Origin of the sequence: Umezawaea sp. Da 62-37, assembly GCF_032460545.1 — a bacterium.
Classification (GTDB): domain Bacteria; phylum Actinomycetota; class Actinomycetes; order Mycobacteriales; family Pseudonocardiaceae; genus Umezawaea.
Window position 1 is genome coordinate 5393720 of the sequence record NZ_CP135965.1, and the last position, 16190, is coordinate 5409909.

Below are 16190 nucleotides of genomic sequence, written 5' to 3' on the forward strand. Positions count from 1 at the left end.
CGCTGTTGTACGTGGCCCGTTCGGCCGTGCCCCCAGGGGCCGCCTCAGGCCCGGCTGTCGCGAACACGGACTGGCAAAACAGGCCCTAGGGTGAGCGCTGTGATCCGAGTACTGCTCGTCGACGACCAAGAGCTCATGCGCATGGGTTTCCGCATGGTGCTGGGCGCCCAACCCGACATCGACGTCGTCGGCGAGGCCGCGGACGGGCTCGACGCGGTGCAGCTCGCCGACCAGCTCAGGCCCGACGTCGTGCTGATGGACGTCCGGATGCCCGTGCTGGACGGCGTCGAGGCCACCAAGAGGATCGCCGAGGCGGGCACGTCCAAGGTGCTGGTGATGACCACGTTCGACATGGACGAGTACGCGCTGTCCGCGCTGCGCAACGGGGCCAGCGGGTTCCTGCTGAAGGACACCCCGCCCGGTGACCTGGTGTCGGCGCTGCGCGCGGTCGCCAGCGGCGACGCCGTGGTCTCCCCGAGCGTGACGAAGCGGCTGCTGAGCCGGTTCCTCGGGGAGAGCGGTGGCGAGCTGCGCGACGCGGCGGTGCTGGACGTGCTCACCGAGCGGGAGCGCGAGGTGCTGGTGCTGATCGCGAAGGGCCTGTCCAACACGGAGATCGCCCGGAAGCTGTTCCTGTCCGAGGCGACGGTGAAGACGCACGTCGGTCGGATCCTGGCGAAGCTGGAGATCAGGGACCGGGTCCAGGCGGTGGTGCTCGCCTACGAGACCGGTCTGGTTCGTCCGGGGGACGTGTAGTCCCCCCGAACCCGGTCGGTGGCGTTACGCGTCACGCCACCGACCGGACCTGGCGGTCTAGCCGACCTTCTCGATGCGGGCGTTGCGGATCAGGAACTTGCCCGGCTCGCGGACCTGCTCGAACGCCGCGTTGTTCAGCAGGGCGCAGCTGCCCGAGACACCGGTGACGCTGACCGTCGTGGACTTGTTGTTGTCCAGGTTCGTGATCTTCAGCTGGGTGCCGACCGGGAACTGGCTGCTGCTGGCGCCGGGCGCGCCGCCCTCACCGGAGAGCGTGACCGTCGAACCCGCGCAGACGACCTGGCCGGTCGCGGGCTGCGCGGCGGGCGGGTTGGCGGCGGGCGGGTTGGCCGCCGCGGGCCGGCCTGCGGTGGGCTGGGCCGCCGCACCGCCGACGACCTGGACGGTGTTGTTGCGGATCACGTTCTTGCCGGCTTCGCGGACCTGGTCCATCGCCGCGGTGTTCAGCAGCGCGCAGCTGGCCGCCGGGCCGATGACCGGAACCGTCGTGGACTTGCCGTTGTCCAGGTTCGTGATCTTCAGCTGGGTGCCGACCGCGAACTGGTTGCTCGTGACGCCGGGCGCGGCGCTGTCCGAGAAGAACGTCAGGTTGCCGGGGCACACCGTCCCGCCCGCGGCGGGCGCGGGCTGGGCGACGGGCTGACCCGCGGCGGGCTGCGCCGCGCCGCCACCGCTGACGACCTCGACCTTGTTGTTCCGGATCACGTTCTTGCCCGCCTCGCGGACCTGGTCCATCGCCGCGGTGTTCAACAGCGCGCAGCTGCCGGAGACACCGGTGACCGGCACCGTCGTGGACTTGCCGTTGTCCAGGTTCGTGATCTTGAGCTGGGTGCCCACCGCGAACTGGTTGCTGGTCACCCCCGGCGCCGCGCTGTCGGAGAAGAACGTCAGGTTCTGGCCCTGGCAGGCGGCCGTGGTAGCGGCGCCACCGCCCATGGCGAACGCCGACCCGGCACCCGCTCCCACCACCACCAGGAGTCCGGCAGCGATCGTCCAGCGCCGCTTTCGCGCTACCTCGGGCATCCGTCGGCTCATGCCGTCACTTCCTTTCGTCGCGTAATCCGGCCTACGGACGACCACGACGCCTGGTTCAGACCAGTGGCGGAAACCTGTGGAGGTCAACTACCGGTAGACCGAGGCATCCACGCTGGTGGGAGCGGTCCCAGTCGACACCACGTCGACGTTCCAGCGACCCCAGTCCGGCTTGCTGCCGTCGAGGTCGGTGACCCCGTAGGTGTGCATGAGCGACCAGGACGACAGGCACTGGCCGGTGAAGCGGGCCCGGTCCGGGTCCGCCGCCAGCGCGGCCACCCCGCGTCCGAGGTAGTGCGGCGTCTCCGCCATCACGTAGTGCGGCTCGTTGGCGATGGCGTCCCGCCAGTTCTCCTCGGTGACGCCGAAGGTCTCCAGCATCTGCTCGGACCGCAGGAATCCCGGCGTCACCGCGACCGCCGTGCCGCCGTGCGGTTCCAGGTCCTTCGCGAGCGCGTACGCGAGCCGCCGGACGCCCGCCTTCACCGAGTCGTACGCGAGCATGCCGGAGTACTGGGTGTCGGCGTCGCCGTCGGTCACCTCGACCACCAGCCCGCCCGGCCGCCGGATCACCAGCGGCAGGAGCCTGTGCAGCGCCACGAGGTGCGCCTCCATGCTGTTGCGCCACATCCCGAGCTGCCGCTCCAGGTCGGCCTCCCAGAACGGCTTGAACTCGACGCCCTGCTCACCGCCCCAGACGTCGTCGACGAGGACGTCGAGCCGCCCGTCCACTTCGGACTCGATCCGGGCTCGGAACGCGTCCACGTCCGCGGGGACCGTGAAGTCGCAGCGGATCGCGATGCCCCGGCCCCCGGCGGCGGTCACCAGCTCCGCCGTCTCCTCGATCGTCTCGGGCCTGCCGATCGGCGACCTGCTCCCCCGCGTCGTCCGGCCGCCGACGAACACCGTCGCGCCCGCCGCGCCCAGCTCCACCGCGATCGCCCTGCCCGCTCCCCTCGTCGCACCGGTGACCGCGGCCACCCTGTCCTTCAACGGCTTGTCCATCAGGCCTTCCTCCACATCCCCAGCACCGAGTCCACGTCTTCGGCGATCCGGTCGGCGAACGCGCCGCGCGGCCGGATCGACCAGTCCATCGAAATGCCGTTGACCAACCCGGCGAGCACCCGCGCGGCGAGCGCCGGATCCGGCGCGCCGGGCAGCGCGGCGGCGCGCACCAGGTCGCGCAGCTCGTCCTCGACGGCCGTGAAGTGCTCGACCAGCAGCGCGCGCAGGCTCGGGTCGACCAGGTCCACCCCGAGCTGGGCGAGGCTGTTCGCCGCCACCTCCGGGTCGGCCAGCTCGCCGAACAGCGTGAGCAGCGCGGCCCGCAGGCCGTCCGCCGGATCGACGGCCGCCGTCGCCGCGGCCCGCATCCTGGCCACCGCGATCCGGGTCGCCGTCCTGCTGACCTCCTGGAGCAGTCCGCTCTTGGAGCCGAACCGCTGCGCGATCGTGCCGACCGAGACACCCGCCTCCGCCGCGACCTCCGCGAGCGTGAACCCCGGCCCCTTCCTGCCGACCAGGACCGCGGTCGCGTCGAGGAGCCGTTCGTCGGTGATCGTCTTCGGTCTGGCCACGGCGGTTATTGAACCATGGTTCATTAATGGGGGCCAGTACTAGTCTTGACGCAGTGACCACACCGAACTGGCGCCCGCGGCTCATCGCACTCGACATCGACGGAACCATCGCCCGGATGGGGGAGAACGAACTGGCCCCCGCCGTGCGCGCGGCCATCGACCGGGCGGTGGGCCACGGGACGCACGTGGTGCTGTCGACCGGGCGGTCCCTCATGGGGACGAGGAGGGTCATCGACAGCCTCGGGCTGGAGAACACCACGGTGCTGTGCTCCAACGGCGCGGTCTGGTGGGACACGGCGACGGCGACGGTGGTGAAGTGCACGGCGTTCGACGTCGGCGTGGTCGTGGACAGGCTGCTCGACCTGCTGCCGGGCGCGGTCTACGGCGCCGAGGTGACCGGCGTCGGCAACCTCGTGTACGGCCGCTTCCCCGACGGCAACCTGTGGGGGCAGCTGCGCGAGGTGGACCTGGCCGAGTTCGTCGCCGAGCCGACGCCCCGGCTGGTCGTCCGGTGGCTGGACCACACGCCGGAGGAGATGGCGCTGCGGCTGCTGGACGTCGAGCTGCCGGGGGCGGACTGGACCGTGGACCACTCGATCGCGTGGTTGACGGCGGGCCCCCTCGGCGTGACCAAGGGGGCCGAACTGGAGGAGCTGCGGATCCGGCTCGGGGTGTCCGCCGAGGACACGCTGGCGATCGGCGACGGGCACAACGACGTGGAGATGCTGCGCTGGGCCGCGCACGGCGTCGCGATGGGACAGGCGCCCGCGACCGTCCAGGAGGCCGCGGACGCCGTCACCGGCACGATCTTCGACGACGGCGCCGCGCAGGTGCTCGACCGGTTCTTCCCGGCCTAGGACCCACTCCGCCCAGGGCCTACTCCGCCACGTCGAGCTTGGCCACGACCTCGACGTCCCGCAGCCGCACGACGACCTCGTCGGGCACGCCGTTGCGCTCGGCGTACTCGTCGGCGCGGTGGTCGCCCATGTACCGGGCGCCGATGCGGCCGGTCCAGTACTCGACCTGCTCGCGGTCGTCGTCGATCTCGGCCCTGCCGCTGATCGTGGCGAACGCGAACGGCGGCAGCTCGTCGTCGAAGCAGATCGACACGCGGCCGTCGCGGGCGATGGACTTGCCCTTGATCGACCCGGTGTTGGTGGTGAAGACCAGCGTGCCGCCGTCGAGGTCGACCCACACCGGGGAGACGTGCGGTGAACCGTCCTTGCGGACGACCGCGAGCTTGCCGGTCTTCGCGGGCGTCGCCGAGACGAACTCGCGCCACCAGCCTTCAGGAGCGTCGGTGTAACCCATGACCGCACACCGTAGAGCCCTCCGTCCCTGAGAGAAATCGGGAAACACCTAGGGGACGACTCAGGGTGACCACCGATTGCTACGACCGAGGTATCGGACACAGTAAGACTGAAGTCGCACCGAACAACCAACTACAGACCGATGCGGTCGTCCCCTGCGGAGCGGCAGGCTGTGATCCATCAACCAGGGGAAGCGGCAGGCGCCGCCAGGGGAGAGAACATGATCGAGGCGATCGGCCTCACCAAGCGGTACGGGAACACGGTGGCGGTGGACGACCTGTCCTTCACCATCGCTCCCGGCAGGGTGACGGGATTCCTCGGGCCCAACGGCGCGGGCAAGTCCACCACCATGCGGATGATCCTCGGGCTCGACCGCCCGACGAGCGGCAAGGCGCTCATCGACGGCAAGCCGTACGCGCAGCTCGACCGTCCACTGCGAACCGTCGGCGCGCTGCTCGACGCCAAGTGGGTGCACCCCAACCGCTCCGCGCGGGCGCACCTGCAGTGGCTGGCGAAGTCGAACGGGCTTCCCGCCCGTCGGGTCGACGAGGTGCTGGAGATGGTCGGCCTCACGGCGGTCGCGAAGCGGCGGGCCGGCGGCTACTCGTTGGGCATGGCGCAGCGGTTGGGCATCGCGGGGGCGCTGCTCGGGGACCCGCGGGTGCTGCTGTTCGACGAGCCGGTGAACGGCCTCGACCCGGAGGGCATCCTCTGGATCCGGCAGTTCATGCAGGGCCTGGCCGCGGAGGGCCGCACCGTGCTGGTGTCGAGCCACCTGCTGTCGGAGATGGCGCTGACCGCGCAGGACCTGGTGGTCATCGGCAAGGGCAAGATCATTTCGCAGAGCAGCACGACGGAGTTCATCGAGCGCGCCACGGAGAACAGCGTCCTGGTGCGCAGCCCGCAGGCGAGCAAGCTCGGGCCGCTGCTGGTCGACAAGGGGTACACGGTCCGCACGGACGACGACGGCTCGCTGTCGGTCACCGGCGCGACCAGCGACCAGGTCGGCGACATCGCGGGCGCCAACGCCGTGGTGCTGCACGAGCTGAGCCCGCAGCGCGGTTCGCTGGAGCAGGCGTTCATGCAGCTGACCGGCGATTCCGTCGAGTACCACGCCGAGATGGGGAAGTGAATCGATGACTCTGCTCGCAGTCGAACGGATCAAGCTCTTCAGCACCCGCTCGCCGTGGTGGTGCATGGCGCTCGCCACCGCGCTCACCATCGGCTTCGCGTCGCTGATCGCGGCCAACACCGGTGACCAGTTCCCGCTCAACGTGGGGGTCACCCAGAGCTTCACCGACTTCGGCATGATCGTGATCATGGTGATGGCCGCGCTGGCCGCCACGACCGAATACCGGTTCGGCACGATCCGCGCCACCTTCCTCGCGGCGCCCGGCCGGACCGGGGCCCTGGTCGCCAAGGCCGCCGTCGTGGCGCTGCTCGCGGGCGTCGTCGGCGAGGTCGTCGCGTTCGGCTCCTGGGGGATCAGCAAGCTGATCAAGCCCGGCGCCGACCTGGCGATCGACTCCACCGCGGAGTGGCGCAACGTCGCGGGCACCGGCCTGGTGTTCCTGATCGCCGCGATCCTCGCGGTGGCGGTCGGCATCCTGGTCCGGCAGACCGCGGGCGCCGTGGCGATCCTGCTGGTCTACACGATGCTGGTGGAGAACCTGATCGGGCTGATCCCGACGCTCGGCGTGAAGATCCAGCGCTGGCTGCCCTTCATGCACGCGAACAACTTCCGGACCGCCGACGGCGCGCCGGTCACCGACGGGCCGGGGGGCCCGCCGCAACTGGACTTCCCGTTCGGCCCATGGGGATCGCTGGCCTACTTCGCGGCCATCGGTGTCGGTCTGCTGGTCGTGGCGCTCGTCGTCGCGAAGCGGCGGGACGCGTAGCAGGGGACGCGTCGGGATGAACGGATCCGGCCGGGCGGGCGCATCGGGGTCGCTCGCGGTCGGAACGGGGGAGAAGGAGCTCGGATCGCCTCTCGGGGTGGTGGTCCGAGCTCCTTCCTCGTCTCGGATCGCGAAGATCACCGGAATGCGCGACGGTGGTCCGGCACACCGCGGCAGCCGCACCAGGACCGGGAAGTGAACCAGTGACCCTGCTCGCAGTCGAACGGATCAAGCTCTTCAGCACCCGCTCGCCGTGGTGGTGCATGGCGCTCGCCACCGCGCTCACCATCGGCCTGGCCGCCGTGATCGCGGCCAACACCGACGACCGGTTCCCGCTGACGGTGTCGGTGTCGCAGGGCTTCAGCAACTTCGGCATGGTCGTGATCATGGTGATGGCCGCGCTGGCCGTCACGACCGAATACCGGTTCGGCACGATCCGCGCCACCTTCCTCGCCGTGCCCGGCCGCGTGCAGGCGCTGCTGGCCAAGACCGTCGTCGTGGCGCTGCTCGCGGCCCTCGTCGGCGAGGTCGTCGCGTTCGGCGCCTGGGGCGTCGGCAAGCTGATCAAGCCCGACGCCGACATGGCGATCGACTCGGCCGCGGAGTGGCGCGGCGTCGCGGGCACCGGCCTCGTGTTCGCGCTCGCCGCCGTGCTGGCCGTCGCCGTGGGGATCCTGGTGCGCCAGACCGCGGGCGCCGTCGCGATCCTGCTGGTCTACACGATGCTGGCGGAGAGCCTGGTCGGGCTCATCCCCACGCTCGGCTCGAAGATCCAGCGCTGGCTGCCGTTCCAGAACGCGACCAACTTCCAGAACGCGGGCAACGAGTCGTTCCTCACCGAGGGCGACGGCGCCGACTACCCCTTCGGGCCCTGGGGCTCGCTGGCCTACTTCGCGGCCATCTGCGTCGGCCTGCTGGTCGTGGCCCTCGTGGTGGCCAAGAAGCGGGACGCCTGAACCGTTCGCGCACCACCGACCTGATCGGAGTGGTCATGATCGAAGCCGCGGGACTCACCAAGCACTACGGCACGACGGTCGCCGTCGACGACCTGTCGTTCACCGTCGAATCCGGCCGCGTGACGGGTTTCCTCGGGCCGAACGGCGCGGGCAAGTCCACCACCATGCGGATGATCCTGGGCCTGGACACCCCGAACAAGGGCCGCGCGCTCATCGACGGCAAGCGGTACGTCGAGCTCAAGCGCCCGCTGGGGACCGTCGGCGCGCTGCTCGACGCGAAGTGGGTGCACCCCAACCGCTCCGCCCGGTCGCACCTGCGCTGGCTCGCCAAGTCCAACCACATCTCCTACCAGCGCGTCGACGAGGTGCTGGAGATGGTCGGGCTCACCGCCGTCGCCCAGCGCAACGCGGGCGGCTTCTCGCTGGGCATGGCGCAGCGGCTCGGCATCGCGGGCGCGCTGCTCGGCGACCCGAAGGTGCTGCTGTTCGACGAGCCGGTGAACGGCCTCGACCCCGAGGGCATCGTCTGGATCCGCCAGTTCATGCACCGGCTCGCGGGCGAGGGCCGGACCGTGCTGGTGTCGAGCCACCTGCTGTCGGAGATGGCGCAGACCGCGCAGGACCTGATCGTGATCGGCAAGGGCAGGCTGATCGCCCAGACGAGCACGGCGCAGTTCATCAAGGACGCCACCGAGGACAGCGTCCGGGTGCGGTCGCCGCACGCGGAGAAGCTGCGCGAGCTGCTGGGCGGCTCGGCGACGGTCACCGACGACGCGGTCGACGGCGCTCTGGTCGTGCACGGCATGGACCCCGCCTCGATCGGCGAACTGGCCGCCGCGAACGGCGTCGTGCTGCACGAGCTGAGCCCGACCCGCGGTTCGCTGGAGGAGGCCTTCATGCAGCTGACGAAGGAGTCGGTGGAATACCACGGCGCCTAGCCCGGACGCGTGCTCGGAAAAGCCCCCGCATTTGCCGCGCGAGACCGCGGGATTACGTGGCGCGGTCTCCGCTCGGACTGCTCCGCGCGCACTCGCGGAACCACGTCTCCGCACTTCAAACCTTAAAGTGGCGCCTTTCACACAGTGGGTTTCACCACGAATATTCCGTGTCGGTCATGTTTCAAGAAGGGTGCGGAGGACGACAGCGGCGAGACATCCGTTAACAGCACGTGAACTCCAGCACAGCTCCATGACAAGCGCTCCCGCACAGGCTCAGATGGGAGGTACGAATCGCGCGCAGGTCCAGGCACAACGCAGTGCTCACCAGGTGTGGCCGCGTCCGCGATCGGATATCCCCCGTCTAGGAACTCCGCGGAGGTGAACCCGTGACGGTGCTGGACCCCAACCCGGCCGCCGGATCCCCGGCCACCAGAACTGCCCGGCCTCGTGCACACGGTGTGCGAGTCGAGCCCATGGTGGGCCTCGAATGGTCACACGCCATCGAAGCCATGAACACCCTCAACCTCGCGCTGAGTCCTGCCGACCACCGGCGCTCGTGGATCCACCGCGCCGACGAGGAACAGGTGCTGTCGCTGTTCCGCGCCGTGCACACCGTCACCCAGAACCCGCCCTCCCCGTGGTGGCTCCGAGCGCTGCACCGGGGCAAGCTGCCCTCCCGCGCCGCCGGCTTCGCCGTCGAGGACGAGGTGACCGAACTGCTGATCTCCCGTCCCGGCTGGGTCTACGTGCCCTGGGCGTCGGAGGGCGAAGTCGGCTACTGGGAGTTCGTGCCGTCCGAGAGCGGCGTGTACGGACCCTCCGAACCGACGACCGTGCAGTTCACCGATCTGCACCCCGGTTGGGTCGATCTGCTCCCGGTGCACCGCGGACTGGGTCTCCAGCAGCCGATCGCGTTCACCGCGGCCGACCTGCGCGAGCAGATCGAGGACCTGGAGAACATCGCCTGACGTGTGCTTCGGCGGGGCTTTGTAGGCTGTGCGGTCGTGACCCCCAGCCAGCAGACCCCGCCGAACCACCGGTCCATCGTCAGCTTCGTCCAACGCGGCGAGCGGATGACGGTCGGCCAGCAGAAGGCGTGGGACGCGCACTGGGAGCGCCTCGGCCGGGACGTGAAGGACCTGCCCGACGGCCCGCTGGACTTCGCCGGCTGGTTCGGCCGGGACGCGCCCGTGCTGCTGGAGATCGGTTCGGGCATGGGCGAGACCACGTCGCAGCTGGTCGCCGACGCCCCGGACGTCAACTACGTGGCCGCCGAGGTCTACAAGCCCGGCCTGGCGATGCTGATCCTGCGCGCCGAACTCCTCGAGGTCGACAACCTGCGCCTGCTGCGCGGTGACGCGGTCGACCTGATCACCGAGCACGTCCCCGAGGCCTCGCTGTCCGGGGTGCGGATCTTCTTCCCGGACCCGTGGCCCAAGAAGAAGCACCACAAGCGCCGCCTCGTGCAGCCGGAGTTCATCTCGCTGCTGTCCTCGCGCCTGGTGCCCGGCGGGATGCTGCACCTCGCGACCGACTGGGAGAACTACGCCGACCAGATGATGGCGGTCTGCTCGGCCGAGCCGAAGCTCGACAACCCGCACGCGGACGAGCCCGGCGGGTGGGCGCCGCGCCCCGAGTGGCGGCCGATCACGAAGTTCGAACAGCGCGCTGTCGAAGAAGGCCGGATCAGCCACGATCTGATGTTCTTGCGCAACACGCTCACCTGACCGTGTACTCAAGGCACGACTCCCAGTGGTCGATGTGCCACCACTGAGGGTTTCAGCATCGCTGAACCGGGTGATGCTTGTTGATCACCCGGAGTGCCCCGTCTGGCAGTGACGTGTGAAGACGCTCCGCAACTACGGTTACCGACCGTGACCGCAGTCCACAACGGAGTCAGAGCGCTCCCCGAGGCAGTAGACCTCGATGCCGCGGAGGGATTCCTCCGCATGTTCCACATCGCACACCCCGAGGCGGGCGCCATCGGCACCCGGCTGGCGGCCGTGCGTGCGGAAGCGGCGGAGACCGGTACCTACCGGCACACCGCACAGGAGCTGTCCTACGGCGCGCGGATCGCGATGCGCGACAGCGGCTGGTGCACCAGCGGGCTGCCGTGGCGCAGGTTGAAGGTGCGCGACCTGCGCGGCTTCCGCAACGCCGCCGCCGTGGCGGGCGAGTGCGTCGAACACCTCCGGGTGGCCACCAACGGCGGGGAGATCCGCCCGCTGGTCACGGTGTTCGCGCCGGACTCGCCGTCCGGGCCCGGTCCGTGCGTCTGGAACGAGCAGCTCATCCGCTACGCCGGGTACTCCGACGGCATCGGCGACCCGCGCTACGCGGCGTTCACCGAGGCGGTGCTGGGCATGGGCTGGAAGGCCCCGACCATGCGCAGCCGGTTCGACGTGCTGCCGCTGGTCGTGGAGACCGCGCACGAGGGGCCGCGGCTGTTCGAGCTGCCTCCCGAGGTGGTGCACGAGGTGCCGATCGAGCACCCCGACCTGCCCTGGTTCGGCGGTCTCGGGCTGCGCTGGCACGCCGTCCCGGTGATCGGCAACATGCGGCTGTCCATCGGCGGCGTCAGCTACCCCGCGGCGCCGTTCAACTCGTGGTTCGTCGGGTCCGAGATCGGCACCCGCAGCCTCGGCGACGAGAACGGCTACGCCGCCGCCAAGCCGGTCGCGCGGGCGCTCGGCCTGGACACGACCTCGGAGCGCACGCTGTGGCGCGACCGCGCCGTGGTCGAGCTGAACCGCGCGGTGCTGCACTCGTTCGACCGCGCCGAGGTCACCATCACCGACCACCACACCGAATCGCAGCACCGGCTGTCGTGGTTGCGCGCCAGGCAGCGGCACAGCGGCAACCGCCCGACGTTCCGCCTCGACCCCGGTTCGGCGCAACGGGCGCGCACCGGTGGCCCAGCGCGGTTTTCCCCATCGGAAAGCGAAACCACCCGGCCGCAGTCCCCAGGCCGTTTGGCGGAACTCCTCAAGCACCACAACGACCGGTCGAGCGGCCTGCACTCCGACGATTCCCGATAATCACACGCCGGTGATTCCCAGCGGATTCCTCAGCGCTGCGAGTCGACCATCACGCCTGATAGGGCCATCAGGACCAGAACCAGCAAACCGACGATCGCGCCGAACCAAGTAACGACAACCGTGAACATGACGTCCTCCTCTTCCCCGAACCCCCGCCTCTCCAGAGTCACCCCTCGAAGGGTGATCCGACATCGGCCAGCGGGGTATTTCCCAGGCGGTCGAAGTCAGCCTTATGGCTGATGCCCCGCCCGACCGGGGGCGGACGCGCTCTCAGCCCCGAGGACCTACGGTGGCTCCTTGTGAAGCCCCCTCACCTTGGCTGGCGCGCGTTGGCAAGACGCCAGTGGCCGCTGGTGTTGGCCCTGCTCTTCCTCGGTTTCCTGGAGGTGATCTCCGCCTCCGGCGGGGAGCCCGCCCAGTGGTGGCAGTTCCCCGGAGCGGTGGCGGTGTGCGCGCTCGCGGTGCTGACCCCGCTCAGGCCCTTCGACACCGCGCTGGCCGCGGCGGCCGCGGTGCTGGCCGGTTCGGTGCTGCTCAGGATCGTCGACGTGCCCCCGTCCGTCCCGATCGCGGGTGGCCTGGTCATCTCCGAGACGGCCGCGCTGATGGCGCTGATCGCGATCCTGGTCCGGCAGGAGTCCAGGTGGCGTGCGCTGGTCGCGGTGCTGGCGCTCATCGCCGTGACCGCCGCGTCCCGGTGGATCCGGCCGGACTACTACGAGGGGCTCGACTACAGCGGTCCGAGCCTGTGGTCGAGCCTGATCACCGGCAGCGTGATGCTGGTCCTCTCGCTGGGCACGGGGCTGTACTTCCGGTCCCGCGACCGGGAACGCACCCGCGGGGTCGAGGCGGAGATCCTGGAGGCGCAGCACGCCGAACGGATGGCGCTGGCGCGCGAGCTGCACGACGTGGTCGCGCACTACGTGACCAGCATCGTCGTGCACTCGCAGGCCGCCGAGGCCGTGCTGGAGCTGAACCCGGACGCGGCGCGCGAGGTGCTGCCGGTGATCACCAACAGCGGCACCGAGGCGCTGGCCGCGATGCGCAGGCTCGTCGGCACGCTGCGCGGCTCGGAGGTCGCGGGGCACGGTGAGGTCGACTCGACCAGCGACCTCGCCGAGGACGTGCGGGCCGTGGCCGACCAGTCGAACCTGCCGGTGCACCTGGAGTTCGACCTGACCGACCAGGTGCCGCCGGAGTTCGAGCGGTCGGTGCTGCGGCTGGTGCAGGAGTCGCTGACCAACTCGCGCAAGCACGCATCCGACGTGAGCCGGGTGGACGTGTCGGTGACGACCGGGAGCGGCTCGGTGCACGTGCGGATCGCCGACGACGGCCGCGGCACCCGGCAGGTGCCGATCGGCGGCTCGGGCGGTTACGGGCTGGTCGGGATGCGCGAGCGCGTGGAACTGCTGGGTGGCGCGTTCACGGCGGGCAAGCGGCCGGGTGACGGCTGGGAAGTGCGGGCGAGCATCCCGATCGCGCGCTGAGAGTTCGAAGGGCCCGACGCTTCATCGCGCCGGGCCCTTCGGTGGAGACAGGTCTGGTGACAAGCGGATACCCGGTCCTCGCGGAACCAAACCCGATCGGGCAGGATTCGTCCCATGTCCTTGCGCCTGCACGCCCCGGTGGTCCTGCCCTGCGATCCGACCTGCGGCGTTCTGCGGGACGCCGTGGTCGACGTGTCCGACGACGGCCGCATCACCCACGTGGGCCCGGCCGCCACCGCTCCCGCCTTCGACGGCGAACGGCGCGACCTGACCGGCATCCTCATGCCCGGCCTCGTCAACACGCACGCCCACAGCCCCATGACCGTGCTCCGCGGCCTGGGCGGCGACCTGCCGCTGCTGCGCTGGCTCCAGGAGGCGATCTGGCCCAACGAGGCCAAGATGACGCCCCAGGACAGCGGCGCGGGCATGCTCCTCGGCGCCGTCGAGATGCTGCGCAACGGCGTCACCACCAGCGCCGAGATGTACTTCCACGCCGAACAGCTGGTCGAGGCCGCGTTGACCGCGGGCTCGCGCACCGTCGTCGGCATCGCCGTCCTCGACCTCCCCGGCATGCCGTGGCGCCCGATGGCCGACGCCATCGACAAGTGGATCGACGCCGACGGCCTCCGCTTCGGCCCCGGCGACCGCGTCGAACTCGGCTACGGCCCCCACTCCGCGTACATGCTCGCCCCCGAGGTGCTCGGCGAACTCGCCGCCTCCGCGAGGCAGCGCGGCGCGCTCACCCAGATCCACGTGGCCGAAGCCCTCAACGAGGACACCGCCCAACGCGCCTCCCACGGCTCGGTGCCCAAACTGCTGGAACAGGCGGGCGTCCTGGAGGGCCGGGTCCTCTCGGCGCATTCGGTGCACCTGTCCGCGGAGGACATCGCCATCTACGCCAAGCACCGCGTGGGCGTCGCCCACTGCCCCGGCTCCAACACCAAACTCGCCTCCGGCATCGCCCCGCTCCGCGCCTACCTCGACGCCGGCGTCCCGGTCGGCCTCGGCACCGACGGCCCAGCCAGCAACGACGACCTCGACCTCTTCGAGGAAGCCCGCCTGGCCGCCCTCCTCGCCAGGGTCACCGCCCTGGACGCCTCCGCCATCAAAGCCGCCGACGCCCTCCTCCTGGCCACCCGCGGCGGCGCGGCAGCCCTCGGCCGCACCGACATCGGCGCCCTCGAACCGGGCAACTGGGCCGACCTCGTGCACATCAACACCGACGACCCCGCCTTCGCCACCGGCCTCGACGCCCCCGACGACCAACTACTGGCGAACCTCGTGTGGGCCACGGGGTCGCGTCGGGTACTGGACGTGTGGGTGGCCGGGGAGCAGGTCGTGGCCAACGGCGAAAGCACACGAGTCGACCGCTCAGAAGCACAAGCCGCAGTAGGCGCAGTCGCAGCCCGACTGCGCGGCTGAGTTCTCCAAAGCCGGGCAACCGGACTGCCGCAGAACCTCAACACCCGACATCAAAGATCAACGCCACCCACCCCGACACATACCCCGCCCGTCCCGGGGGGACAGCCCTGGGCCAGTTTATCGAGGTGGAAAGCCTGATGGGGTGGGTGGACGCAGAACTGTGGACAGCTTCGGGAGCTGTGGACAACTCGGGAAGGCGGCTCACCTGCGACGGAAGAACCAGGTGCCTCGCGGGCCGGGGTGAAGGCTGGAAGGTTCCACTGGTCGAGTGAACGCTCCGATCGGGAATCGGCCCAGCGAAGTGGTCGAGCTGCTCGCCGGAACCCGCATCGACCGGTCTAATGCGCCCGCGGCCGGATCACGATGTCCGTGAGGTGCGCGTCCGGCCCAGCAAGAACAGCCGCGGCAACCGCTCGCCCGACCGACTCCGCCTCCAGGTAGTACTGCGGCTCGTACTCCCCACCCTCCTGCTCACGAACACCACGCTGCATGTCCGTATCCACCCGACCCGGATGCACGGACGTCACCCGCAAACCACCACGCTCCTCCTCCGCACGCAACGAGTCCCCAAAGGCGTGCAGAGCGAACTTGCTGGCCGCGTAAACCCCCCAATTCGGATTCGCACGCAAACCAGCACCCGAGTTGATCAGCACCACGTTCCCCTTCGCCGAACGCAAAGCTGGAAGCAGGAGCCGGGTCAACTCGGCCACGGCGAACACGTTCAGGTCGAACGTCCGACGCCACACATCAGCGGTCGCGTCCCCGATGTTCCCCAACTCCGTCATCCCCGCGCTGTGCACCAGCACGTCGAGACGGTCGACACCGGACGCGGCCCGCGCGAGCGCGGCGTGATCGGTCAGGTCAACCGGCCAGGCACGAGCGTTCGGCAGCGAACCGGCGAACGCCGTCAAGGCATCCGATTCACGACCACCCAGCAACAACTCATGGGTATCCGCAAGAGAACGGGCGATGGCGGCACCGATGCCGCGCGAAGCCCCGGTGATCAAAGCGACAGGTGACATACCCGAAACCCTAAGCGGTCGCCCCGCGGCTCGGCAGAACCGCAGGACGACCAGCCCTCACGCAGCCGCGTAGAAGGTGTACAGCGCCGTGTACGGAACCGAGAGCTGCACATCCGACTGGCACGAACCACCGGGCGCCACGCCACCCTCGGTGTTCAGCCGCTGCACGTAGGTCACGTCGCCGAGCAGGCCGTCACCGCGGGCGGTCTTGGTCTTGAGCAGCAGTTCCGGGATGGCGTTCGGCCGGTCGGCCTTGCCGCCCTCGACCGGGGTCGCGTCGACCGCGCTGCCGTCCACGGTGGACACCCACACCGGGCCGCGGGAGTGCAGGATGATCGGCTTGCCGTCCTTGTCGACCAGCGAGGCGGCGGGTTCGAGGAGCTTCCACGCCCCGGCGGTGCAGGTGTAGGCCTGCACGCCGCTGGCCTGGTACTTCCCGACGAGCCTGTTGCCGTCGGGGACCTTCAGGACGGTGGCCACGGGGGTGTCGGCCACCTTGGTGTCCGACGACGGCAGGGCGGTGCCCGCGGTGGCGTCGCCGCCGCAGGCCGTCGTCACGCCCGCCAGCACGATGGCGCCGAGGGTCAGACCGATGAGCTTCACTGTGCACTCCTGGATGGGATGGCCGTTGGGGGAACCGGCTGTCCGCGGTGCAGCCACCCACAACACGTGCGCTCGTCCGGAGTGGTTCAAGGCGGAAAAGTGCCCTGGGACACAGGAAGCGTCCCAGGGC

The 16190-nt window shown here is 70.1% G+C and carries 16 protein-coding genes and 1 pseudogene; 11 read left to right on the plus strand and 6 right to left on the minus strand.

Annotated features, from left to right (window positions below):
* Nucleotides 1-99: 99 nt before the first annotated feature.
* A complete protein-coding gene (locus RM788_RS24635; RefSeq protein WP_315934118.1) occupies nt 100-756 on the plus strand; it encodes a response regulator in 657 nt (218 codons plus the stop codon).
* Nucleotides 757-813: 57 nt separating this feature from the next.
* Here RM788_RS24635 and RM788_RS24640 read toward each other — a convergent pair.
* From RM788_RS24640 to RM788_RS24650, 3 genes and pseudogenes are all read right to left on the minus strand, one after another.
* A pseudogene (locus RM788_RS24640) lies at nt 814-1062 on the minus strand (hypothetical protein); the annotation flags it as partial.
* Nucleotides 1063-1899: 837 nt separating this feature from the next.
* The gene (locus RM788_RS24645; protein ID WP_315934119.1) at nt 1900-2814 is read right to left on the minus strand and encodes an SDR family oxidoreductase; all 915 of its coding nucleotides are present in this window, start codon (nt 2812-2814) and stop codon (nt 1900-1902) included.
* Nucleotides 2814-3386, minus strand: coding sequence for a TetR/AcrR family transcriptional regulator (locus RM788_RS24650; RefSeq protein ID WP_315934120.1), 573 nt, complete (start codon nt 3384-3386; stop codon nt 2814-2816). The genes RM788_RS24645 and RM788_RS24650 overlap by 1 nt, the downstream gene beginning before the upstream one ends.
* A 53-nt stretch (nt 3387-3439) precedes the next feature.
* Here RM788_RS24650 and RM788_RS24655 point away from each other — a divergent pair, with 53 nt between their 5' ends.
* Complete coding sequence (locus tag RM788_RS24655) at nt 3440-4243, plus strand: HAD family hydrolase (protein ID WP_315934121.1); 804 nt, start codon at nt 3440-3442, stop codon at nt 4241-4243.
* Between the two features lie 19 nt (nt 4244-4262).
* Here the strand turns inward: RM788_RS24655 and RM788_RS24660 are convergent, their stop codons facing one another.
* Complete coding sequence (locus RM788_RS24660; RefSeq protein ID WP_315934122.1) at nt 4263-4697, minus strand: PPOX class F420-dependent oxidoreductase; 435 nt, start codon at nt 4695-4697, stop codon at nt 4263-4265.
* Between the two features lie 219 nt (nt 4698-4916).
* On the opposite strand from RM788_RS24660, the gene RM788_RS24665 reads away from it, so the two are divergent.
* The 9 genes from RM788_RS24665 (at nt 4917) to RM788_RS24705 (ending at nt 14435) form a co-directional block, all read left to right on the plus strand.
* The gene (locus RM788_RS24665; RefSeq protein ID WP_315934123.1) at nt 4917-5828 is read left to right on the plus strand and encodes an ABC transporter ATP-binding protein; all 912 of its coding nucleotides are present in this window, start codon (nt 4917-4919) and stop codon (nt 5826-5828) included.
* Between the two features lie 4 nt (nt 5829-5832).
* Nucleotides 5833-6594, plus strand: coding sequence for a hypothetical protein (locus tag RM788_RS24670; RefSeq protein ID WP_315934124.1), 762 nt, complete (start codon nt 5833-5835; stop codon nt 6592-6594).
* Between the two features lie 203 nt (nt 6595-6797).
* On the plus strand, nt 6798-7550 hold the full coding sequence (locus tag RM788_RS24675) for an ABC transporter permease (protein WP_315934125.1): 753 nt from the start codon (nt 6798-6800) through the stop codon (nt 7548-7550).
* Between the two features lie 35 nt (nt 7551-7585).
* The gene (locus RM788_RS24680; RefSeq protein WP_315934126.1) at nt 7586-8488 is read left to right on the plus strand and encodes an ATP-binding cassette domain-containing protein; all 903 of its coding nucleotides are present in this window, start codon (nt 7586-7588) and stop codon (nt 8486-8488) included.
* Nucleotides 8489-8997: 509 nt separating this feature from the next.
* Nucleotides 8998-9456 carry a hypothetical protein gene (locus tag RM788_RS24685; RefSeq protein WP_315934127.1) on the plus strand — a complete coding sequence of 153 codons (459 nt, stop codon included), beginning with the start codon at nt 8998-9000 and terminating at the stop codon, nt 9454-9456.
* A gap of 105 nt (nt 9457-9561) precedes the next feature.
* A complete protein-coding gene (gene trmB, locus RM788_RS24690) occupies nt 9562-10215 on the plus strand; it encodes a tRNA (guanosine(46)-N7)-methyltransferase TrmB (RefSeq protein WP_315934745.1) in 654 nt (217 codons plus the stop codon).
* Nucleotides 10216-10362: 147 nt separating this feature from the next.
* Complete coding sequence (locus tag RM788_RS24695) at nt 10363-11526, plus strand: nitric oxide synthase oxygenase (protein WP_399344683.1); 1164 nt, start codon at nt 10363-10365, stop codon at nt 11524-11526.
* A gap of 299 nt (nt 11527-11825) precedes the next feature.
* Nucleotides 11826-13013 carry a sensor histidine kinase gene (locus tag RM788_RS24700; protein WP_315934129.1) on the plus strand — a complete coding sequence of 396 codons (1188 nt, stop codon included), beginning with the start codon at nt 11826-11828 and terminating at the stop codon, nt 13011-13013.
* Between the two features lie 114 nt (nt 13014-13127).
* Nucleotides 13128-14435 carry an amidohydrolase family protein gene (locus RM788_RS24705; protein WP_315934130.1) on the plus strand — a complete coding sequence of 436 codons (1308 nt, stop codon included), beginning with the start codon at nt 13128-13130 and terminating at the stop codon, nt 14433-14435.
* A 338-nt stretch (nt 14436-14773) separates the two neighbouring features.
* Here RM788_RS24705 and RM788_RS24710 read toward each other — a convergent pair whose 3' ends face one another.
* Together RM788_RS24710 and RM788_RS24715 are read right to left on the minus strand one after the other, a co-directional pair.
* Nucleotides 14774-15457, minus strand: coding sequence for an SDR family oxidoreductase (locus RM788_RS24710; RefSeq protein ID WP_315934131.1), 684 nt, complete (start codon nt 15455-15457; stop codon nt 14774-14776).
* A gap of 57 nt (nt 15458-15514) precedes the next feature.
* Complete coding sequence (locus RM788_RS24715) at nt 15515-16060, minus strand: DUF3455 domain-containing protein (RefSeq protein ID WP_315934132.1); 546 nt, start codon at nt 16058-16060, stop codon at nt 15515-15517.
* Nucleotides 16061-16190 lie beyond the last annotated feature (130 nt).